General features: G+C 60.2%; 16 protein-coding genes. 14 read left to right on the top strand and 2 right to left on the bottom strand.

What is annotated here, in order from left to right; all coding sequences use genetic code 11:
* Positions 1-6 precede the first annotated feature (6 nt).
* The 6 genes from LKX83_RS09255 (at position 7) to LKX83_RS09230 (ending at position 7,661) form a co-directional block, all read left to right on the top strand.
* A complete protein-coding gene (locus LKX83_RS09255) occupies positions 7-858 on the top strand; it encodes a helix-turn-helix transcriptional regulator (protein WP_227881888.1) in 852 nt (283 codons plus the stop codon).
* Between the two features lie 121 nt (positions 859-979).
* Positions 980-1,882 (top strand): ABC transporter permease, encoded by a 903-nt coding sequence (locus LKX83_RS09250; protein WP_227881887.1) that lies wholly within the window; start codon positions 980-982, stop codon positions 1,880-1,882.
* 15 nt (positions 1,883-1,897) lie between these two features.
* On the top strand, positions 1,898-2,782 hold the full coding sequence (locus LKX83_RS09245) for a carbohydrate ABC transporter permease (RefSeq protein WP_227881886.1): 885 nt from the start codon (positions 1,898-1,900) through the stop codon (positions 2,780-2,782).
* Between the two features lie 33 nt (positions 2,783-2,815).
* Positions 2,816-4,312, top strand: a complete 1,497-nt coding sequence (locus tag LKX83_RS09240) for an extracellular solute-binding protein (protein WP_227881885.1) — start codon at positions 2,816-2,818, stop codon at positions 4,310-4,312.
* 67 nt (positions 4,313-4,379) lie between these two features.
* On the top strand, positions 4,380-5,540 hold the full coding sequence (locus LKX83_RS09235; protein ID WP_227881884.1) for an ADP-ribosylglycohydrolase family protein: 1,161 nt from the start codon (positions 4,380-4,382) through the stop codon (positions 5,538-5,540).
* Between the two features lie 15 nt (positions 5,541-5,555).
* Positions 5,556-7,661, top strand: coding sequence for an ADP-ribosylglycohydrolase family protein (locus LKX83_RS09230; RefSeq protein ID WP_227881883.1), 2,106 nt, complete (start codon positions 5,556-5,558; stop codon positions 7,659-7,661).
* 806 nt (positions 7,662-8,467) lie between these two features.
* Here the strand turns inward: LKX83_RS09230 and LKX83_RS09225 are convergent.
* Complete coding sequence (locus LKX83_RS09225; RefSeq protein ID WP_227881882.1) at positions 8,468-9,175, bottom strand: DUF6199 family natural product biosynthesis protein; 708 nt, start codon at positions 9,173-9,175, stop codon at positions 8,468-8,470.
* Positions 9,176-9,529: 354 nt separating this feature from the next.
* Between LKX83_RS09225 and LKX83_RS09220 the strand changes: the two genes are divergently transcribed.
* The 8 genes from LKX83_RS09220 (at position 9,530) to LKX83_RS09185 (ending at position 21,522) form a co-directional block, all read left to right on the top strand.
* Positions 9,530-11,326, top strand: a complete 1,797-nt coding sequence (locus tag LKX83_RS09220) for a sensor histidine kinase (protein ID WP_227881881.1) — start codon at positions 9,530-9,532, stop codon at positions 11,324-11,326.
* Positions 11,319-12,908 carry a response regulator gene (locus LKX83_RS09215; RefSeq protein ID WP_227881880.1) on the top strand — a complete coding sequence of 530 codons (1,590 nt, stop codon included), beginning with the start codon at positions 11,319-11,321 and terminating at the stop codon, positions 12,906-12,908. Before LKX83_RS09220 ends, LKX83_RS09215 begins: the two co-directional genes overlap by 8 nt.
* 147 nt (positions 12,909-13,055) lie before the next feature.
* Positions 13,056-14,387, top strand: a complete 1,332-nt coding sequence (locus tag LKX83_RS09210) for an ABC transporter substrate-binding protein (RefSeq protein WP_227881879.1) — start codon at positions 13,056-13,058, stop codon at positions 14,385-14,387.
* 69 nt (positions 14,388-14,456) lie between these two features.
* Positions 14,457-15,338 (top strand): carbohydrate ABC transporter permease, encoded by an 882-nt coding sequence (locus LKX83_RS09205; RefSeq protein ID WP_227881878.1) that lies wholly within the window; start codon positions 14,457-14,459, stop codon positions 15,336-15,338.
* Positions 15,335-16,153: a carbohydrate ABC transporter permease gene (locus tag LKX83_RS09200; RefSeq protein ID WP_227881877.1), complete on the top strand. Its 819-nt coding sequence runs from the start codon at positions 15,335-15,337 to the stop codon at positions 16,151-16,153. Before LKX83_RS09205 ends, LKX83_RS09200 begins: the two co-directional genes overlap by 4 nt.
* An 18-nt stretch (positions 16,154-16,171) precedes the next feature.
* The gene (locus LKX83_RS09195; protein ID WP_227881876.1) at positions 16,172-18,301 is read left to right on the top strand and encodes an alpha-galactosidase; all 2,130 of its coding nucleotides are present in this window, start codon (positions 16,172-16,174) and stop codon (positions 18,299-18,301) included.
* Between the two features lie 3 nt (positions 18,302-18,304).
* Complete coding sequence (locus LKX83_RS09190; protein ID WP_227881875.1) at positions 18,305-20,554, top strand: alpha-L-fucosidase; 2,250 nt, start codon at positions 18,305-18,307, stop codon at positions 20,552-20,554.
* Between the two features lie 23 nt (positions 20,555-20,577).
* Positions 20,578-21,522 (top strand): aldose epimerase family protein, encoded by a 945-nt coding sequence (locus LKX83_RS09185; protein WP_227881874.1) that lies wholly within the window; start codon positions 20,578-20,580, stop codon positions 21,520-21,522.
* A gap of 34 nt (positions 21,523-21,556) precedes the next feature.
* Here LKX83_RS09185 and LKX83_RS09180 read toward each other — a convergent pair whose 3' ends face one another.
* Positions 21,557-22,444, bottom strand: coding sequence for an AraC family transcriptional regulator (locus LKX83_RS09180; protein ID WP_227881873.1), 888 nt, complete (start codon positions 22,442-22,444; stop codon positions 21,557-21,559).

The following is a 22,444-nucleotide window of genomic DNA, read 5'->3' as shown; positions in this document are numbered from 1 at the left end:
GACGGGATGAAACGGGACTATCAGCTGAACAAAGACTTTCCCATCCATATGACGAGCTGGGTGCCGGGGACGAAGCTCGCCCCTTTCCACTGGCACGATGCGAACGAGATCGGCTGCTGCCTCGAAGGGGAAGGGCATTTTTTCTTCGAGGAAAAGAAATATGACGTTCGCGCGGGAGACGTCTTCGTCGTGAGCCATATGGAGAAGCACCGGGCGGTATCCGATCCGGATCGCCCCAGCCGGTTCTACTTCGTCAAGTTCGACGCCTCCCTCATCGGCGCGGCGGATAACGAGCTGCTCGCCCCGTTTATTCTGAAGTCGCCGCAGTTCGCGAACAAGCTGGATCGATCGCTTGCCGTCAGCGCGGAGATCGGGCGCCACATGCATGCGATCTGGCAGGAGCTGCAAGCCGGGGAACGCGGCCACCGTAGCATGGTCAAGGGATTGCTCATCCAGGTATGCGCGCTGCTGCTGCGCCACTATGCCGGCGAGCTGTCCCCGGAGGAGTGGACGCGCTCCATCCAAGCCTACCAAAAGCTGCGCCCCGCCCTCGACCTGATCCATGCCCGCCATTCCGAGAACCTTCAGCTGAAAGACATCGCCGCCTGCCTATCGCTCAGCACGTCCCGGACCTACCATCTGTTCAAGGAGACGATGGGCGAAGGCTTCAAGGATTATTTGACGAAGATCCGGATTCAGGAAGCGAAAAAGGGACTATCCGATCCGAATTTGTCCATCACCGATATTTATTTGTCCTGCGGCTTTCAAGGCCATGCGGCCTTCTACAGAGCGTTCCGCCGGATCGTCGGCATGACGCCGAAGGCGTACCGGCAATATGTTCGAACGAAGGGGCGATAGCTGTTTTTGAGAAAAAATAGCGCGTTAACGAGAAGAACGGGCGCGCGAAATCCATTAAGATCGAATTGTTCGGTAATCGCTTACACGAACGCGGGTCAAGCAGCGGAGAGGGGACGACCGAATGAACGCGAACGGCAAGCTGAAAAAAATATGGACGGATAAAGCGCTCTATCTGATGCTGCTGCCCTGCATCGCCTATTTCGTCCTTTTCCACGTCTGGCCGATCTGGGGCATGAAGCTCGCTTTTTACGATTTCCGCATCATCGGCAGCGATGTGTACGTGGGTTTCAAATATTTCAAAGAGCTGTTCAGCACGCCGATCTTCGGGCAGGTACTGGGCAACACGCTCGTCATCAGCGCGATGAAGCTGGTGCTGATCTTTCCCATCCCGATTCTGTTCGCGCTCCTGCTGAACGAGCTGTCGAACGGCAAATTCCGCAAGGCGGTGCAGGTCGTCTCCTATCTGCCGCACTTTCTGTCCTGGGTCGTCATCGCGGGCATCTGGTTCGAGTTCCTTTCCCCGTCCACCGGCGCCGTCAACGAGCTGTTGAAGCTGTTCGGCCTGCCCGCCCACGATTTCCTGACGGACAAAAGCAGCATCCGGTGGGTGCTGCTCGCGAGCGAGGCTTGGCGCAGCATGGGCTGGGACTCGATCCTTTTCCTGGCGGCGATCATGGGCGTGAGTCCGAGCCTGTACGAGGCGGCCCATCTGGACGGGGCGAACCGATGGCAAATCGTGACGCGCGTCGTCCTGCCGCATCTCTACCTCCCCATGGTCACGATTTTTATCCTGAACGTCGGGTTCATCATGAACGCCGGACTCGACCAGGTGTTGAACTTCACGAACAGCTCCGTCAACAGCCGCATCGACATCATCGACACGTATGTGTACCGGATGGGGCTGCTGAACAACCAATATTCGTTCGCGACGGCCGCCAATCTGTTCAAGAGCATGATCGGACTGATTCTCGTGCTCTCCACGCATTTCCTCTCGAAGCGATTGACGTCCAAAGGCGCCTGGTAGGAAGGAGGCGGCGACATGCCGGCCCGCAAGTTTACCGTATCCCAAACGCTCATCGCGCTTTTCCTGACGCTCGTCACGCTGACGATGTTCGTGCCGATCGTCAATCTCGTCGCCCGGGCGCTTTCGAATCCCGCCCAAGTCCATCTCTTGCGCGGATACGAGCTGTGGCCCAGAGGCTTTTCCCTTCTGAATTTCCAAGTCGTGCTCGGCAATCCGATCGTCGGCAGGGCGCTGCTGAACTCGCTGTTCATCACTGTCTCGGGCACGATCCTGAGCCTGATCTTCACCTCGATCGCCGCGTACGTGCTCGTCCAGAAAAACCTGGTCGGCAAGACGCCGCTGATGGTGTTCCTCATCGTCGTCATGATTTTCGAGCCGGGGATCGTGCAGGAGTATATGGTCGTGAAGGATCTTCACCTGCTCGACCATCTGTGGGCGATGGTCCTGTATCGGATGATCAACGTGTACTATTTGATCATTCTGATGCGCTTTTTGGAGGATATTCCGGACTCCTTGACCGAAGCGGCCAAGATCGACGGCGCCGGCCATCTGACGCTGTACGCGCGGATCGTGCTGCCCTTGTCCCGCATTCCGCTCGTGACGATCGGGATGTTTTACGCGGTGGCCAAATGGAACGAGTTTTTCAAGTCCAGCATTTTCCTGTCCAGTCCGAAAAACACGGTGCTTCAGGTGCTGCTCCGCCAATTCGTCGTCGAGCAGGACACGACGGCGCTCGTCGGGGCGAACGACCTGCTCAAGAACAACAACATCGCGCAGCTCGACTTTTCCGCCTTGAAGGCGGCGACCATCGTGGTCGCCATGGTGCCGATTCTGATGCTCTATCCGATCATCCTCAAGCATTATACCCGGGGCGTATTGGATGGCGGCGTGAAAGAATAAAGCGTTCGACCAAAAAAAGGGAGGAACATCGAAATGAAAAAAGCAATCGCGATCTTGTTGGCCGCCGGCCTCCTAGCGTCCGCGACGGCCTGCAGCGGCGGCAACGGCGGCAATGGCGGAGCGAGCGGTTCGCCGGCCGCAAGCCCTTCCGGCGGAGCGTCCGCGTCGACGCCGGCGTCGGGCGATCCGGTGACGATCACGATCGTCGACAAGGATCTGCCGGCCGACGATCCGCTCCTCAAAGGCATCGAGGAGGGGATGAAGGCCGAAGGCAAAAACGTCAAGCTCCAACTCGTGCCGGTGCAGAGCGGGACGTATTCCGAGAAGCTCGGCCTGCTGCTGCAAAGCGGCAACATTCCGGATCTCATTTACTTTCAGGGCGGGGATTACCAGTTCGCGGTCACGCAAGGCATCCTAGAAGATTTAACGCCGTACATCGCACAGTCGACCTACGTGAAAGCATCGATGAATCCCTACAACCAAAAGCGCACCCAAAACTATCCGTATCTCGTTTGGCTGTCGCCGACCAGCAGCAAAGTGCCGGTCGTCCGCCAAGATTGGCTGGACGCCGCGGCGTCCGGCAAGGAGCTGCTCGTCAACCCGACGCCCGACAACTACTACGCCTTCTTCAAGGAGATGAAGGAGAAGAAGGGGGCCGCGTACGGCTATACGACCGCGGGGACGCTGGACGAACTCGACGCGACGTTCGGCCAGGCGTTCGGCCTGACGGCCACTTGGATCAAAGGAGACGACGGCAAATACGCGTTCGGCAAGACGACAACGTTCGAAAAGCAGAAGCTCGAATATTACGCCAAGCTGTATAAGGACGGTCTCCTCGATCCAGAGTTCCTAACGAAAAAATGGGACACGAAGGAGAAGGCGTTCTACGACGGCCAAGCGGCGGTCATCGCCGGCACGCAGGGCAAGACGATCGACATCTACAACACGAAGATGACGTCGCAGAACGGCGCGGGCGCCAAGATCGTGCCGCTGCCGCCGGCGAAGGGCGTCGCCCAAGGGTATACGCCGATCGACGTCAGCAAGGAAAGCCGCGGCTTCGCCATCGGCAAGACGTCCAAGCACAAAGACCTCGCCTTCGCCGTCCTCGAGTACCTGGCCAGCCCGAAAGGCCAAATGCTCGACAAGCTCGGTGTGGAGGGCACCCAATACGAAATTACGAACGATCAAATCAAGCTGACCGACAAATTCGCCGAATGGTATCCGCGCTTCGTCGAATCGACCGTGAACTTCAAGCCGGAGTTTCCCTTCGATCCAGCTACCCCGTATTTGTCCGAGCCGGCGGCGAAGTCGCTCGACATGATGGCCGCCATGTCTTCCGAGGACAATGCCTTCATCATTCCCGCGGAGCTGGCGGCGAAGTGGGACGCCTGCACCGCCCTGTACAACGAATTCGCAGCCAATATGGTCACCGGAAAGAAGACGGCGGCCGACTGGGATTCGTTCGTCAAGGACTGGAACGCCGCGGGCGGCAAGGACTTGACGGATTACGCCAACCAGACGCTCAAGTAACGAGAAACAGACGGTGCGCGAAGCGGCATCCGCTTCGCGCGCTTTCGCCCGGAGGGAGAGAGGCAACATGGTATCATTCGCGGATCGGGTGAGCGGCGTACTCTATGGGACGGCCTTCGGCGACGCGATGGGGGCGGTCGTGGAGAAGATGACGTACGCCCAGATCCGGGCGCAGTACGGCCGGATCGAGACGACGAAGACGAAGTGGTGGAAGGCGGATTGGCCCGAGGCGGAGCGATACGGCCGGGTGAGGGGCGAGGGCATCGTAACCGACGACACGCTCATGACGCTCGCGCTGATGCAGGTCTACTGCACCGAACGGCGGCATCTCGACGCGTACGACATGGCCAACGAGCTGGTCAAGGAAATCGCCTTCCGTCCGCGCTACATTCCGGAATTCGGCCGGGAAGCGATGATCCTGGATCGGCTGTTCTACCCGGAAAAGCATATTTTCAACCGGCACGCCCTCGCGAACTGCGATCCCCGCGAAGGCGGCTACGGCAACATGGTCAACTGCGGAGCGGCCATGTATATCGCGCCCGTCGGGGTCGTGAACGCCGGGCATCCGAAGGCGGCGTACGACGAAGCGATCCTGTTCGCATCGGGCCACCAGGTCAGCTACGGACTCGAAGCCGCGGGCGTACTCGCGTGCTGTATCGCCCAGGCGTTCGTGCCTGGCGCCACGATCGACAGCATCGCGGGCGCGGCGCTGACCTATGCCAAGGACGGCACGAGGCGGGCGATCCACGATCTGTGCGAGCGGGCGTCAGTGCTGCGGAGCGACCGGGCGGACCGGGAGCGGGTGGTGCACGCTTTCCATGCGGCGATCGCACCTTACTCTCCGATGGGCAACGACGTGACTCGCAGCGCCGACAAGCTGGGCATGCCATCGAACCACTATACGCCGAGTCGGCTGTTCTCGATCGAAGAGCTGCCGATCGCGCTCGCGTACATCGTCCTTCACGAAGGCGATCTGCTCGAAGCGGTGCGAGACGGCGTCAGCTCCGGCCGCGACGCCGACTCGATCGGCGTCATGATCGGAGCCATCCTGGGTGCCAAGCTCGGCGTAAGCGCGATTCCGGCGGACGAGATCGCATCGCTCGAGGCGGCGAACCGTCAGGACTTCGCAGGTCACGCAGCCCGATTCGCCGAAGCGGCAGCCGCTATCATCAAGGAAGACATGGCTTTCCAAGCAAGCAGGAAACGGCAGCTTCAGCCGATTATGTAAAAAGGCGGTGCACGCATGATCCCCGAACGTTATGTGGAAAAAGTATACGCGGGCTATCTCGGGATGAACGTCGGCATCCGGCTGGGCGCGCCCGTCGAGCCGACGATCTGGACGTACGAGCGCATCCGCAGCACGTACGGCGACATCGCCGGCTACGTCAAGGAATTCAAAAACTTCGCGGCCGACGACGACGCGAACGGCCCCTTTTATTTTCTGCGGGCGCTCTATGACGACGCCGTGGACCGGGACATCACGCCGAACGATGTCGCGCGCGCATGGCTGAACTATGCCCGCGAAGGGATCGGCATGTTCTGGTGGGGCGGATACGGTGTCAGTACGGAGCATACGGCGTACGTCAACTTAAAGAACGGCATTCCCGCGCCGCAATCGGGATCGATCGCGCAGAACGGGCGGATCATCGCCGAGCAGATCGGCGGCCAGATCTTCATCGACACGTGGGGACTTGTGAATCCGGGCAATCCGGCGAGGGCCGCCGACTTCGGCGAAGCGGCCGCGCGCGTGTCGCATGACGGGGAGGGCGTGCTGGGCGCGCGGTTTTTCTGCGCGGCGATCGCCAAAGCGTTCGAAACGTCCGACATCCGCGTCATCCTGGATGCGGCGCTTGCCCAAATTCCGGCGGCTTCCTTGTATGCGCAGGTCTCGAAAGCGGTTCTCGCTTTTCATGCCGAGTTTCCGGACGACTTCCGGGCCTGCCGCGACATGCTGGAGCGGGAGTGGGGATACGACAAGTACAAAGGCGTATGCCATATCATCCCGAACGCCGGCGTCTGCGTGCTCGCAATGATTTACGGCCAAGGGGACTTCAACCGGACCGTCGAAATCGCGACGATGTGCGGCTGGGATACGGACTGCAACGCGGGCAATGTCGGCACCGTGCTCGGCGTGGCGGCCGGCTTGGCGGGCATCGCGGAGCGGTACCGCGCGCCGATCAACGACGGCATCGTCATGTCGGGCATTTCGGGCTACCTCAACATCCTCGACCTGCCGTCGTACGCCAAGGAGCTCGCCATCCTCGGCTACCGCCTGGCGAAGGAGCCGTGCCCGCAGCCGCTGCTCGACGGCTTCCGAGAGGACGAAGTATACTTCGACTTCGAGCTGCCGGGATCGACGCACAACATCCGCGTTTCGGATCCTTTTTTCTGCCGGACGCGCCATTCCGCGGAGCAGGCCCATACGGGGAGCGGTTCGCTCGAGATCCTGTTCGACCGGATGACCCGCGGCGAGCGGTCCAAGGTGTATTACAAGCCGTTCTACACGCGGGACGAATTCAGCGACGAGCGGTATTCGCCAACGTTTTCTCCGCGTGCCTACAGCGGTCAGAAGGTGAGCATGGCGCTCTTCCTCGACCAATGGAGCGGCAACGAGACGATGGGCGTCGCGCCCTACGTCCGGCTCGCGAAAAGCAAGCGGGAGCTCGTGCAAGGCTATCGGAAACTCGCCGATCAAGCGTGGACGCAAATCGAGTTCGAGATTCCCGATACGGACGGCGAGCTCATCGACGAAGTCGGGATTGTCCTCGAAGCCTACTCGACACGCAAGCCGAAAAGCCTTGGACGGCTGTTCCTCGACGACTTCCGCATTTACGGCAAGGCCGATTATACGATCGATTTCGCCAAACAGTCGGTCGATTTCGGCTGCGTGACGCCGTTTGCCCACCATCACGGCGCATGGAGCCTTGCGGACGGGGCGATGTACCTCATGACCGCCGAGCCTAGCGAGGCCTACGCGGGAAACTACTTCGCCAAAGACTACGCCGTCTCGGTGAAGCTGAATCCGCAGAGCGGTGACTCGCATCTCGTCGCCGTTCGCGCGCAAGGCGCCATGCGGGGCTACCATGCGGGCTTCGACGGACCGGGACGGATCGCGCTGTACTTGAACGACTTCGGGTTTACGAAGCTGGCCGAGGCCGAATTTCCTTGGCGGCTGGATCAAGATTACGAGCTTACGTTCACCGCCGTTGGAGACGCGCTTACGCTCGCCGTGGACGGCGAAGAGGTGCTGCGTCATGCGGACGGCACCTGGCGTTACGGCATGTTCGGCGTCAGCACCCGCGGCGCGGCTCGCACCTATTACCGCGGCGTTCGGATCACGGAGTTGTAATCGCAAAAGCCCCGATCGGATGAGAGGATCAAGCCCCTCATCTCAGAGACAGCAGAAAAAACCCTAAGACGCAAGCTGCCGCCGGAGCTCTACCGGCGTCAGCTTGGTTCGTTTCAATTGGATTCGGTCTTCATTATGATTAGGCAAGCGCGCAAAGGCTTCGGGACGTGTTCCGGGTTCCCTGATCGCTGTGGGCGATCGGTCGCAGCGGGGGTTGTACGAGCGAGTTAGTCGAAAAATCGACTGACGGAAACGGCAGCGAGGGTTGTACGGGCGCAATGGTTTCATGGACTGCGCCGGTGACGCATGCGGCGTACTGTCGCCGGGAGTCCAAGCTTACGCATTCGGCCGAAAGCCCTCTTATGGATCAGCTGCCCGTCATCCCGTACGGGTGCAGATTGATTTTGAGCGGCCGGTTGCCAAATGTGCGTATGTGCGTATGTAAACTACCTACATCACTCCCTCGCACGCCTTTTCGCCTTATGTGCGTATGTAAACTACCTACTTCGATCCCTCACACGTCTTTTCGCCTTATGTGCGTATATAAACTACCTACATCGCTTCCTCGCACGCCTTTTCGCCTTATGTGCGTATGTAAACTACCTACATCGCTTCCTCGCACGCCTTTTCGCCAAATGTATGCATGTAAACTACCTTCTCGCACCAACTAACCGTTTCGTCCACCGGCCCTGCGTCCTTTTCACCCGTTTCGTCAGCTTAAACGCAATGACGCCGTTATCTGCCGCTTGGGAGCTGGTTGGACCTCTTTCGTACACGGCTGCCGTATGACAGGAAAGGGCGATCCATCATCCATACGCTTGGAAGGCGACCCAGACCGAGAAGATCATAACTAGAATCCCGCCGACCTTGCACATGAAATAGTAGAAATCGCTCGGTTCGGGATCCTCTACCCAGATCCATTTCAGCGAGAGCCAGAAAGAGACTTCTTGGAATTTGCGGTACCGAAAACCGCACCAGCCGTAAATCATGAGGCCCAAGGCAAGGAATAGGAAGCCGGGAGCGCCCGGCTTCTCGTGATATTCCGGATAAGCGGTCGTTACGAGCGCGGCGGGGGAATACGCCTCTTCGTCGTCACCACGCGCGCTTTGGCCGTCGACCGATACGGTAATCGGGAAGTAGAGTTCGCCTTTCTCGTCAAAGCTGAGGAGAAGGTGAGACTGATCCTGGACCTCGAATCGGCGGCCGTCCGGATAGGACACGCTGTATTTGATGTTGTAAGGATCGCTGTTCTTCACGACGGTGTATGCCTGACTGTCGATGAGCACGGTTCGAGACGGCTCGTCGATGCGCACTTGAACGGGGCCGGCCGACCCGCTGCGGTACGTGACGAGATTGCCCTGATCGCGATCCAAGGTGTATCGATGACCATTGAGATCGAAGGCAGGCTCCGTGAAATAGGGCTTGGAGAGAATCGCGACGATCGCGGCCACGACGATTACGCTAGCGAAGAACAGGTAGCTCGGAATGCTCGCTTTCTTGAACAGGGACGCCATCTTGTAATCATCCATTCTTTTTTACGGTAAGGGATATTACGCAATAACAGGGATAGGGTTGCGTTGATCAGGCGCACGGGCAAGCTCCGACCGACAACGCCTGGAAACCCGCGTCGACGGACATCGGGCTTTTGGCGCACCGTCTCCGATGCAAATGGATCGCCGCGACGTCCACGTCTGGAGCGGAGCAGGATTCGGCACAAAAAATTGAACATGCGCAGCACCAAACGTTGAATTGTGTTTGCCCGCACGAACTGCTAATATATTGGACGCGCGTCGGCTGTCCCCTTCATGGAAGCACGCCGATCCGCATTTGCAGGCATTCCGGCAGCCGACGACGGGAGCGAAGTGAACATGTTAAAATGGTTGTTCGTGAATCGAAGCATACGTACCAAGATCATCTGGAGCAGCGCCGTCATCTCGCTTATTCCGATGCTGGTCCTGTCGCTTCTCTTCTACCGGTCCAGCACGCGATCGTTGGAGCAGACGCTGGTCCGCAGCTCCGAGCAGAACGCCGATTACCTCTACGGCTACCTGGACGATTATTTTCGCAATTTTTCCGCTTCCGCGCTGCAAATCTACGGATCCGGCTTCAACCGAATCATCGCCTTGATGGCGCACGGGGCAAACTACAACGACGCCGACATTCTTAACCTCCGGGAGACGCTGGCCAATTACTACTCGCTCGTCGTCAGCAAGAACAAAGATATCATCAAGATCATGATCTACGGCGAGAACAACGAACTGAATGATTCCTGGTCCCGGGCGTCCAGCTACGACGCCATCCGTCTCGGCCCGGGCACTCCCCATTTTCCGGAGATGCTTGATCTGCCGTTTCAGCAGTCGCTTCTGTTCTCGTACCGCGAGCCGGCGATCAACGAAGACCTGTTCGCATACGCCATTACGATCTACGATCCCTTCTATAGAAAGAAGTTCGGCACGATGGTCTTCTTCGTCCGGCAGAAAGAGCTGGCGAAGAAGATCGAATCCGTGAACAAGGCGCCGAATGTCATCGTCCTGCAGAACGCCTATGGAGAGGCGTTCTATCGGACGAACGGCGCGTATCCATCGGCGGTGACGCCGTATCGGCGGCCCGAATCGCCCCCCGCGGAACCCGTTCGCACGTTAAAGTTTACGGGGCCCAAGGACTTGCTCGTCAGCACGGCCCCGCTGGACAATGCCAATATGGGCCTTACGATTCTGTATCCGGCATCCGAGTTGGCGCAGAACCGTCGGAATACGCTCAACTTGATCTTCGGCGCGATTTTGTTCGTCATGCTCGTCGTCGTTTTGTGCTCCTATCTCGTGCAACGTTATATCACGAAACCGATCCAATTGCTCGGCAACGCGATGAAGTCCGTCCGGGCCGGCAACTTCCAAGTGACGCTGAGGCCCAAGCGCTACCGCGACGATCTCTCCGAGCTGATGCGGAACTTCAACTTCATGACGGACAAGATCCGGTCGTTAATCGAGCTGGAATACCAGACGCAGCTGCGGAACAAAGAAGCGCAGATCCTCGCGCTTCAAATGCAGATCAACCCGCACTTTCTATACAACACGCTGCAGACGATCGGGGGCAAGGCCGTACTGATCGGCGATTACGAAATTCACGAGATGTGCCGGGCGTTGGCCGATATGTTCCGCTACAGCTTCTATGAAGGGAATACGGAGTCGACCCTCGGCATGGAGCTGGCGCACGTCAACAACTATCTCTACATTCAGCAATTGCGTTTCGAGGATTCGCTGACGACGGAATTCGAGGTCGATGCCGCATTCATGGACATGACGATTATCCGCTTCATCCTGCAGCCGATCGTGGAGAACGTCATCGTTCACGCGTTGGAGAAGAACGGCGGAGAAGCGCTGACCATCCGGGCTACCGCGCACAGGGATGAACAGTCAGCAGTCATCTCGCTGAGCGACAACGGGCCGGGCATCGAAGCGGACAAGCTGGCCGCCATCCGGGAAGGACTGGACCGGCGTTCGCTCGAGATCTTCTCGGGGATGTCGATCGGTCTCAAGAACGTGCACGAGCGGATCCGCCTCGTCTACGGGGAGCCATACGGCCTCGAGATTGATAGCGAGCCCGGCATGGGGACCACGATCCGCATTCGAATTCCCTACAAGAAACGAGGAGAGGACGATGTATAAAATCATGGTCGTCGACGACGAGGCGCCGGGGCGCAAAGCCATCGCCAAAATGATCGAGGCGCTGGACCTGGACGCCGAAGTCGTCGCGGAGGCGAAGAACGGGGAAGAGGCGCTCGACCTCATTCGGATGAACAAGCCCCATATCGTCGTCACCGATATGAACATGCCGATCATGAACGGCCAACAATTCCTCGAGCGCCTTCACCGGGAGTTCCGGGAGATCAAGGTGGTCGTCATCAGCGGCTACTCGCAGTTCGAATATTTGAAGGCGGCATTGACTTACCAGGCATGCGAGTATGCGCTCAAGCCGGTCTCGATGCCGGAGCTGCGCGAAGCGCTGGGCAAGGCCATCCGTGCCGTACGCGAACATACGAGCCGGCAGCTCGAGAAGCAGTCCTCCCGGGATATGCTGAAGCTGAGGACCGAAGTGTTTCTTCAGCATGTCGCAAGCGGGCGAATCGCAAACGCGTCGGATATCCGGCGGCAGGCGAGAGAGCTCGACATCCCGACCGAAGCCGACGGCTATCGGGCAGCCGTCTGCCAGATTCGCCAGTTTCAGGAGATCGCGCAATTGAAGTTTCATGGCAACGCCGACTTGTATATGTTCGGATTGGAGAATGTCTTGCGCGAAGTGCTTCGGGACGACAGAGCGCTCCTGTTCAAGACGGACGATCGTTCCAGACTATGCTTGATTCTGCCGAGATCGGCTTATCCGGACCTGCGCGCGGGGGAAGCGCTCGGCGCCTTCCAACAAGCCGTCAACCAGACGCTGGGAGGCGACGTCGCGGTCGGATGGAGTCCGGCTTTCGACGGCTTGGAGGAGATGCCGGACGCGTTCCGGACGGCAGTCTCGGCGCTCGGAGACTGTTCGTTCTCCTATGCGGGGCTGACCGTCTCCGCAGCCGAGACCAAACGCGCAGCTTCTCCGGTGGAGTTGATCCCGACGTTCGATCTGAAGCGGCTTTCCCAAGCCTTCGGATCGGGCAACGCGAAGGACGTTCGCCGCATGCTGGACGAGTTCGTCCGCAAGCTCGGCAACCATGCGGAAGCGACGATACGCGACGTCCAGCGGGAGCTGTCTCGGATCGCGGAGCTGGCCGCGTCCGAGATGCCGGGAAGCGATGCCAAACGCGAAGGACTGTTCGAAGCGCGAACGATCGACGCAGTCATGGAAGGGCGAGCGCTCGGCGCTTATCTGGACCGGTTGACGGCGGCTGCGGAGGCGAATGCCGCAAACCGCCGAGGCGAACCGGAATCCGAACGATCGATTCGGGACATCGTGCAATATTTGGACGACCACTACTTTGAAGACGTCAGCTTGGTCGATATCGCCACTCGTTTTTACTTGGATCCGAGCTACCTCAGCAAGCTGTTCAAGACGGTTACGGACGAGAACTTCATCGAATACGTCACGCGTAAACGAATGGAGAAGGCCTGCGAGCTGCTCCGTTCCCCGAACAGGAAGATCAGCGAAATCTCCGAGCTGGTCGGCTACGAGAACCAACGGTACTTCAGCCAAGTGTTCAAGAAGTTCACCGGCCACACCCCTTCCGAATATCGCGAGATGTCGGATCGGCCTTGATCGGGCCGTTCCGCTCCGCGCCCCGTGCAAAAAAATGAACAATCGTCCCCCAAAATATTGGATTACGCCGCGTTCCCGCGCTGGATAAGATGAGGGACAGGGCAAGGACGCTTGCTCCGAACCTATACGAAGAAAAGGGGAAAGCGCATGAAAAAGACAGTAAGCCTTGGCGTCAGCGCGGCACTGATGACGCTGATCTTGGCCGCCTGCGGCGGCGGAAACAACGATTCGCAGAGCAGTCCGGGCGCCGGCGGCGGCGACTCCGCTTCCGCATCTCCTACCGCATCCGCGGACGACGGCAAACCCGTAACGATCTCCTTCATGCATTTCAAAAGCGACTTCACGGACGGTGTGGCCAAAATCGTCGAGCAGTTCGAGAGCGAGAATCCGAACATCAAGGTCGACGTCCAACCCGTGAAGTACGACGATTATTACACCCTGCTCAAGACCAAGCTCGCCGGGGGCGACGTCGTGGACGTGTTCACGCTGAATGCCGGCGCCCAGACGAAGCTGTTCTCGGACGGCGGATATCTCGAGGATCTGACGGGCAAGCCCTTCCTGGCCGACTTCGACGAGAGCGTGCTGAAGTCTCAATCGACGGACGGCAAAAACTACATCATGCCGGTAAACGCGAATCCCATCGCGGTGTTCTACAACAAGAAGATCTTCGGCGACCTTGGCATCGAGATTCCGAGAACGTACGACGCGATGATCGCTGCCGCCAAGAAGATCAAGGAAGCCGGCAAGACGCCGTTCGCACTCGGATGGAAGGACCCTTGGACGCTTAGCATGTGGCTCACCCGGGACATGCCGAGCAATTCGGCTCTCGTCTACAACCAACCGGATTTCTTCGAAAAATTGGAGACCGGCGCCGTCAAGTTCGCGGACAATCCCGCGACCAAAGTGATGCTCGAACACGCGCAGCAACTGTTCGACCTCGGCAACAAGGATCAACTGGGCGTGGACTATAACGGCGCGGTCGATCTGTTTGCCAAAGGCGACGTCGGCATGATGTACATGGGCACGTGGCCGCTCGCGGACATTCAGAAGAAAAATCCGGAGCTGTACGACAATATGGGCTATTTCCCGTATCCGTTCAGCAACGACGAAAGCCTGAACAAGCTGGAGTTCAATCCGGACGCCTCCCTCGCCATCAGCAGCAAGTCTCCGCACAAGGATGCCGCCGAGAAATTCCTGGCGTTCCTAGCCAGCAAAGAAGGCGGGGACCTCGTCGTCAAGAACATCAATACCCTCAGCTACGTGAAAGGGACGGACACGAACATCGCTCCGGCGGTCAACGATCTGAAGCCTTACTTCGACAAGGGCGAGCTGTACGACTCGCAGCTGTACCTTGCGAAGACGACGATCGACTGGGGCACGCCGTTCACCCAAGCGATGCAGAAGATGTTCTTCAAAAAATCGACGATCGACCAGGCCATCCAGGAGATGGATGCGTGGGTCGCGAAGAATCACAACTAAGCCCAGAGATTGAAGAGAGCGGCGCGGGCAAATGGCCTGTGCCGTTCTTCTTCCGAAAGGAAGTGCGCGATGAACAGCTTGAGACGGTCTCTACGCGGCGAGTCTTGGTATCTATTGTTTCTGCTGCCGGGCCTTTGCCTGTTCCTCCTGGCGGTCGTTATTCCGCTCGCGATGGGACTCCGGTATTCGTTCTCCAATTGGGATGGCGTGTCCCCCAAAATTCATTATGTCGGATGGGATAATTACGTGAAGGCTTTCCGGGATTCCGATCTGTGGAGAGCTTTATGGAACACGTTCAAATACGCGCTGATCGTGACGCTCCTCGTCAACGTTTTATCCATGGCGCTGGCCTTGTTGCTCGACGGCTATTTGAAATTCAAAAACGTATTTCGCACCATCTTCTTTCTGCCCAGCGTCATCTCGATCGTGCTCTCCGGGTTCATTTGGGGCTACAACTACAGCCAAGGCTTCCCGCAGCTGTTCAGCCGCTTCGGGATTGACATGACCAGTCCGTTAGGCAATCCCGACTACGCCATGCTGGGCCTGATCATCGTGGCGCTCTGGCAAGGCGTAGGTTCGCCGATGATCATCTATATCGCGGGCCTCCAGAGCATTCCGGGAGAGCTCGTCGAGAGCGCGAAGATCGACGGGGCGGGCACATGGATGGCGTTCCGCCATATCACGTTCCCGCTGCTTGCGCCGGCCGTGACGATCAATCTGCTGCTCGTGCTGACGGGCGCGCTCAAGGTGTTCGATCTGGTATACGTGACGACGAAGGGCGGACCCGCCTTCGCCACGGACGTCATGTCCACCTATATCTACCGAACGTCGTTCGACAACTTCAAGGCCGGGTACGGCATGACCCTGTCGGTCATCTTCTTCCTCGTGCTCGTGGCCGTCACCGTCGTGCAAGTCGGCATCTTCCGAAGAAGGGAGGTCGACATGGGATGAAACCGCTGCGCATCCTTGTCTTCGCGATCGTCTCTCTGCTCGCGATCGTGTTCGTCTTCCCGCTGTATGTCGCGGTGCTGATGGCGTTCAAGTCGGCGAAGATGACGTTCGATTCCTTCTACGCATTGCCGACCAAGCTCGACTTCGCCAACTTCGTTCATGCGTGGGAGACTTCGGAGTATCCGAAGGCGATCATGAACAGCCTCCTCGTTACGATCCTCTCCGTCGCGCTGATCGTCATCGCGTCCGCGCTCGCCGGCTACGCGATCGCCAGGCGCAACAAGCCGTTCTATAACTTCGTCTTCCTGCTGTTCCTCTCCGGGATGATGGTGCCGTTCCAGGTGACGATGCTGCCGCTTTACAAGCTGGGCAAGTCGCTGCACCTGGTCAACAGCCATTGGGGCATCGCGTTGATCTACGGCGGCTTCGGCGTGCAGATGGGCGTGCTGTTCTTTTCGGGCTTCGTTCGCGGCATCTCCCGCGAAATCGAGGAGGCGGCGCGAATCGACGGCTGTTCGACGCCCGGGATCTTCTTCCGCATCGTCCTGCCGCTGCTGAAGCCGGTAACGGCGACCGTGCTCGTGCTCAACGTGCTCTATATCTGGAACGACTTCCTGCTGCCGTTGCTTTACCTGCAGGACAAACAATTCCGGACGATCCCGCTGCAGCAGTATTTCTTCTTCGGCCAATACAGCAGCGATTTGAATCTCGCCTTCGCCTACGCGGTCATGGGCATGGTGCCGATCGTCGCGTTCTTCTTGTTCATGCAGCGTTTCATTATCAAAGGAATCGCCGCCGGCGCCATCAAAGGGTAATCGCAAAGGAGTGTCATTATGGCCATCATCTACCACGAGGAAAAAAAGCTGTTCGAAATTCGAACCGAGCGATCGTCCTATCTGTTCGGGATCAACGGGAACGGGACGATCCAGCATCTGTATTGGGGGGAGCCGATCGCGGCGGCCGAGTCCGTGGACTTGCTAAAGTCGCGATCGCATAGCTCGTTCGATGCGGCGGTCGATCGCGAGGCCGAGGAGTATGGCGGCTGGGGCGGCGCGAATTACGCGGAGCCCGGGCTCAAGGCGTCGTTCGCGGACGGCGTCCGAGATCTTCAACTGCAAGCGATCGGCCATACGATCGAAGGCGAAGAGGCGCTGGCGCTTCATCTGAAAGACGCCCACTACGATCTTCGCGTCGACGTGCGCTACAAGGTCGTCGGCCGGCACGATCTCATCGAGCGGCGTGTCGCGATCCGGAACGGGGAGGCCGAGCCCGTCCGCATCGAGCAGGCGATGGCTGCCTTGTGGTCGATCGGAGGCCTGCCCGATTACCGCTTGACGCACGTCACGGGCCGTTGGGCGGGCGAGCATCAATTACGCTCCAACCTGCTTTCGGAAGGCAAGAAAGTGCTGGAATCGCGGCGAGGGTTCACAGGCCCGCACGCGAACCCTTGGTTCGCGATCGACGACGGCGGCGCGAGCGAAACGGCGGGGCGGGTATGGTTCGGCGCGCTCGCTTGGAGCGGCAACTGGAAGCTCGTGTTCGAACGGACGACGTTCGGCGGCGTGCGGGTCGCGGGCGGCGTGAACGACTTCGACGGCGCGTTCTCGCTCGCCCCCGGCGAAACGTACGAATCGCCCGTCTTCGTGGGCGGCTTTGCCACGGGCGGCTTCGGCCAGATGAGCCGCGCGCTGCATCAATACGAGCGGGAGGAAATTTTGCCCGCGCGCGGGCCTCGCAAGGTGCTGTACAATTCGTGGGAAGCGACCGAGTTCGCGGTTAACGTCAGGGACCAGCTGGCGCTGGCGGAAAAGGCCGCACAGATCGGCGTCGAGCGGTTCGTCGTCGACGACGGCTGGTTTGGCGAGCGGCACAGCGACCGGGCAGGCCTCGGCGATTGGCGCGTCAACGCCGAGAAGTTCCCGAACGGGCTGGAGGAGTTGATCGCCGCGGTGAAGGGCTTGGGCATGGAGTTCGGGCTTTGGGTCGAGCCCGAATCGGTCAACCCGGACAGCGACCTGTTCCGCGCGCACCCGGATTGGATCTACCGGTTTCCGACGCGGCGGAGCACGCCGCTGCGCAACCAGTATTTGCTGAATCTTGGCAAGCCCGAAGTGAAGCATTTCGTGCTGGATTTTATGACGGAGCTACTGTCGAAACACGAGATCTCGTTCATCAAGTGGGACCTGAACCGCACCGTCACCGAGCCGGGCGATTCGGGAAACGCGGATACGACGCATTCGGTATGGAACCGTCACGTGGCGAATCTGTACGAGATCTGGGCGGAGCTCCGGCGGCGATTCCCGCACGTCGCGTTCGAGACGTGCGCGGGCGGTGGTGCCCGCATCGATCTAGGCATTTTGCGCTATGCCGATCAGGCGTGGATCAGCGACAATACCGACGCCAGGGATCGCTTGACCATCCAGGAAGGCTTCACCTACGCCTACAGCCCATCGGCAATGATGTGCTGGGTGACGGAGGCGCCGAACGGCTTCAACGGCAGAAGCCTGCCGCTCTCCTATCGGTTCCACAGCGCGATGATGGGGGGGCTCGGCATCGGCGCGAATATCGGCAAGTGGTCGGAGAAGGAGATGGCGGAGGCTGCGCGCTACGTGTCGCTCTACAAGGAGATCCGCCATCTGGTGACGGATGGCGATCAATATCGTCTCGCATCGCTTCGCGATTCCAATATCGCGGCTTACCAATATGTGGGCCGGGACGGCGACGAAGCGGTCGTGTTCGCGTTCCTGCAGTCCGAGCATTTCGGCGGAAGCGAGCGCAGGCTGCGCCTAAGGGGACTGGATCCGGAGGCGGTCTATGAAGTGAGAGGCGACGACGGGAGTGAAGCATGGGTCCGGCACGGCTCGACGCTGATGCATCTCGGCCTCCCGCTTGCGCTTCGCGGCGACTACGCCAGCTGGCTGCTGCGATTGCGGCGAATCGGCGAATCGGCAAAGGAGGCGTAACGCATGGCATCTTGGGCGGGCGAAGTCTACCGCAAGCTTCATCTGGATTACCATCAGCCGCCATGGATGGAGGGCGTGGCCGAGGCGTTCACGGCGGACGAGGCGCGGCGTCAGGCGGAGATGTTCCGGATGGCCGGCGTCGAGGCGGTTTCGTTTTTTGCGTACGATCATTACGGCTACGCGTTTTATCCTTCCGAGATCGCGCCGGTACATCCCGGCATGACGAACGATTACACGGGGCTCATGTCTCAAGCGTTGAAGGCGGAAGGCATCCGTACGATTCTGTACCTGAACGCGTTCACCTCGGTCGAGATGCACAAGCTTCATCCGGAATGGATGCGCGTGGCCGAGGACGGGACGATGCCGCGCGGCGCCTGGCTCCAGCACGAGGCGTCGCATATCTGCATCGCATCCGGATATCTGGAGTCGTTCTTTTTCCCGCTGCTGCGCGAGGCGATCGAGAGGCACGCGCCAGACGGCGTCTGGATCGACGCGGGCAGCTGGATGGTCGAGTATCCGTGCTACTGCGCGAGCTGCCGGGAACGCTATCGGGCCGACACCGGCCGCAGCCTGCCGGCAGGGCCGATGCCGGGTCCTTCGGACGAGCTCGAAGACGACGGTTGGCTGGAATGGCGCATTTGGCGCCGCGGCTTGATCCCTCCCTATTTGCGGCGTTTGACGGAGACGGTGAAGGCCGTCTCGCCGAACACCCTGGTCGCGGAGAATAATTCGGGCAAGTATTTGTACGGCTTCCCGATCGCGCAGGGCGGCAGCGCGGAGAAATGGCTTGCGCCGCAGGAACTCGGCCTCGACTGGCTATCCTGCGACCCGGTCCACTTCGGCGCCAATCACCAGATGACGTTCAGCCGGGAAGGCCGCTACCAGTCGACGACCGGCCTACCGTTCGACTACATGAACGAGCGGTTCCACGGCTGGGGAGAGTGGCAGATGCGGTCGCCGACCGATTGGAAACTGGAGCTCGCGACCGCGCTTGCGGTCGGCGGACGGTTCTTCTTCGCCGACCAGCCGCATCCGGATGGAACGTTGGAGCCTGCCGTGTACCGGCATCTGCGCGACGTTCACGCCTATATGAAGCCGCGTGAACCGTTCGGCCGCGAAGCGCAGCCGGTTCCGGACGTCGCCGTGCTCGCCAGCCTGCCTTCCCAGCTGGTCGGGCCGGCGGCCGGCGCGGAATGGGGGCGGGACCAGACGTGGGGCGTCGCGGTTCCCCGATCGCGTGCGGATCGGGTCGACGGCGCGTCGATGCTGCTGACGGAGCTGGGCATCCAGCACCTCATCTACGACGAGGAAACGCTGCGCCGGTCGCTGGATCGGCAGTCTCTCGTAATCGTGCCGGACCAAATGCTGTTGGAGGACGCGACGATCGAAGCGCTGGCGCAATACGTCGAGGCGGGCGGCGCGCTCCTTGTGTCGGGGCGTTCCGGCATCTGCAACGGGAGCGGAGCGCGACGGGAGACCGATCCGTTCGCGAAGCTGCTCGGACTCTCGCGCGGCGACGAATTGCCGGCTCCGCTGCACTATTGGCAGGCCGGCTCCGCTCTGGCCGACGGCATTGTGGACGGGGACTTGAAGCTGCAAATGTGGGGCACGGCCATGCAGGTGACGGTCGAAGGCGCTGAGACTTGGGCGCACGTGCTGGAGCCGGTCGAAAGCGTATGGGAGTCTGGAATCAAAGACCGCATGCATTGGCGGCATTACACGACGGTCGGGGCCGCCCCGGCGGGGAAGACGATCGCCGGTCCCGCGATCTCAACGTTCCGTTGCGGAAGCGGACGGGCGATGTATTTGAACGGCGAGCCGTTCGCGCTGTACTACCTCGAAGGGCATCGTCTGACCCGCGAATGGCTGAGGCGCTGCCTGGACGAGATGTATCCGAGAGCGCGCCGGAAGCTGGACGCGGAAAAGCCGCTTCATGTCGAGCTTGCGCTGCACGAGCGCCGCACCGCTTCGGGCGACGAACTGCTCGTGCACGCGCTGAATTTTTTTGCGCAGAAACGGCCGGGCTATATCGTTCACAATGAAGAGGTGCCGCCGATTTCCGGCATCCGGCTGCGGGTTCGAACGGCGATCCGGCCCGACCGCGTGACGCTGGAGCCGGAAGGAAAAGACCTGGCATGGACGTGGGACGGAGAACGCGTTCACGTCGAGCTGCCTCGCCTGGACCTGCACGCGATCGTGCGAATCGCGACAGGCGCGGAAGAAAGCGGCGCGAAGGAGAAGGGCGAGCGTTGAAAACGGGAAGAGGGCGATGAAGGATGACGGAGCCGCGATGGACGAGAACGGTCTGCGAAGGGTTTGAGGCTTGGGAAGGTAGAACGGAGCGATTGGCGCTGACCGTCATTCCAGCGCTCGGCGGCAAAGCCATCTCCCTCGTGAACGTGGCGACCGGTCGCGAATGGCTGTGGCGGAGCGGGAAGCCGCTCGGCAACGAGGGATACGGCTCCCCGTTCGCGAACGGGGACGAAAGCGGCTGGGACGAGATGTTCCCCGGCATCGACGCCTGCGCTTACCCCGAGTCGCCTTGGCAGGGCCGCGCCGTACCGGATCACGGGGAAGTTTGGTCGCAGCCCTGGCGATTCCGGCCGGAAGGGGCTACGCTGCGAGGCGAGGTGGAGGGGATCCATTTTCCCTATACGTTGGAGAAGTCGATCTCCATGCCGGCTCACGATACGCTGCGCATGCAATACGCGGTTACGAACCGTTCGAACGCGCCGTTCTCGTTTCTCTGGGCGGCGCATCCGCTGTTTTGCGCGCGCGAAGGGATGCGGATCCGCGTCCCCGATCGGCTGAAGGAGATCGAGGTGTCCTACTCCGCCGGAAGCCGGCTCGGCGCCTTCGGCGACAAGCGGTCTTGGCCGATCGCGCGGTCCGCGGCGGGCGAAGTCGACTTGAGCATCGTCGGCCCGCCGGACGGACGGCACGCGGAGAAGTACTATTTCACGGAGCGCGTGACGGAAGGGTGGGCTGCGCTGGAGGATCCTGAAACAGGGGAAGCGGTCGTCCTGCGCTTTCCGGCGGACCGCGTCCCGTACCTGGCGGTCTGGGCCAACGCCGGCGGCTACGGCGGATTCGAACATGTCGCGCTCGAGCCCGCGACCGGGAGAATGGACGATCTCGCCCATGCGATCGGCCGGGGGCAGGAGGCCGCAGTCGGTCCCGGCGAGCGATACGCGTGGCATTTGGAGCTGAGCCTGCGCTAACGCAGACGCGCTGCCGCTGCGCGCATCATCGCTTCTAGCCCTTCGGCACGCTGCGATAGTTGGCGGGCGACATCCCCATCAGCTTTTTGAACAATCTCGAGAAGTAATAAGGATCACCGATGCCCACGGCCGCGGCGATTTCCTTTACCGTCATGCCGGTCAGGCTGAGCAGCTGGCCGGCTTTTTGCATTTTCAGCCGGAGGAAATATTCGATGGGCGGGAAGCCCGTTTCCTGTTTGAACAGATAGACCAGATGCTGCTTCGAGACGCCGGCATGCGCCGCCAACTCGGGGAGCTTGACGGACTCGGCCAGCCGGTCGTTCATATAGCGGATCGCGCGGGCAAGATCCGACTCCCGTTTTCGGTCCCGGGCCGAGCTCTCGGCGCTCATCCCGACGTTCCCGAGCAGTTGGCCCATCGTCTGCGAGACGAGCACCTGCGCGGGAAGCGAATAAGCTTTGTCGGAGAGAAGCCGGTAGCACTTCTCGAAGCCTTCGGTCCAGGTCGAGTAAGCGCCGGCAGGCAGGCGGACGATGCCGACATCCAAGCCGAACAGCTTCATAAAGTCGGCGACGTACTCTCCTTGCAGGTGGATCCAGTAGATGCTCCAGGGCGAGTGGGCGGAGGCGCCGTAACGGTGGGGGACGTTCGCCGGAATCACGGCGAGCTGCCGTTCGCCCACGGTGGCCGTTTTGCCGTTCGTCTCGACCCAGCCTTCGCCGTCTAGGCAGTAGATCAAAATATGCGCGTCGCAGCCTTCCGGCCGTTCGCGGTAGTGGTGCCGCGCGCGTGGGAAGAAGCCAATGTCGCTCACGTACAGCCCGCGCGTCAGACGCGACGTCGAGAGCTCGTTCGCCATATAGTCGGGAAGGACGAGCAGCCGCTCTTCCTCGAATCCATCCTTTTTCCGTTCATGATCCAT

The sequence above is a fragment of the Cohnella baijiui genome (genome assembly GCF_020731285.1).
GTDB lineage: Bacteria > Bacillota > Bacilli > Paenibacillales > Paenibacillaceae > Cohnella.
This window is presented reverse-complemented; position numbering and strand designations above follow the sequence as displayed.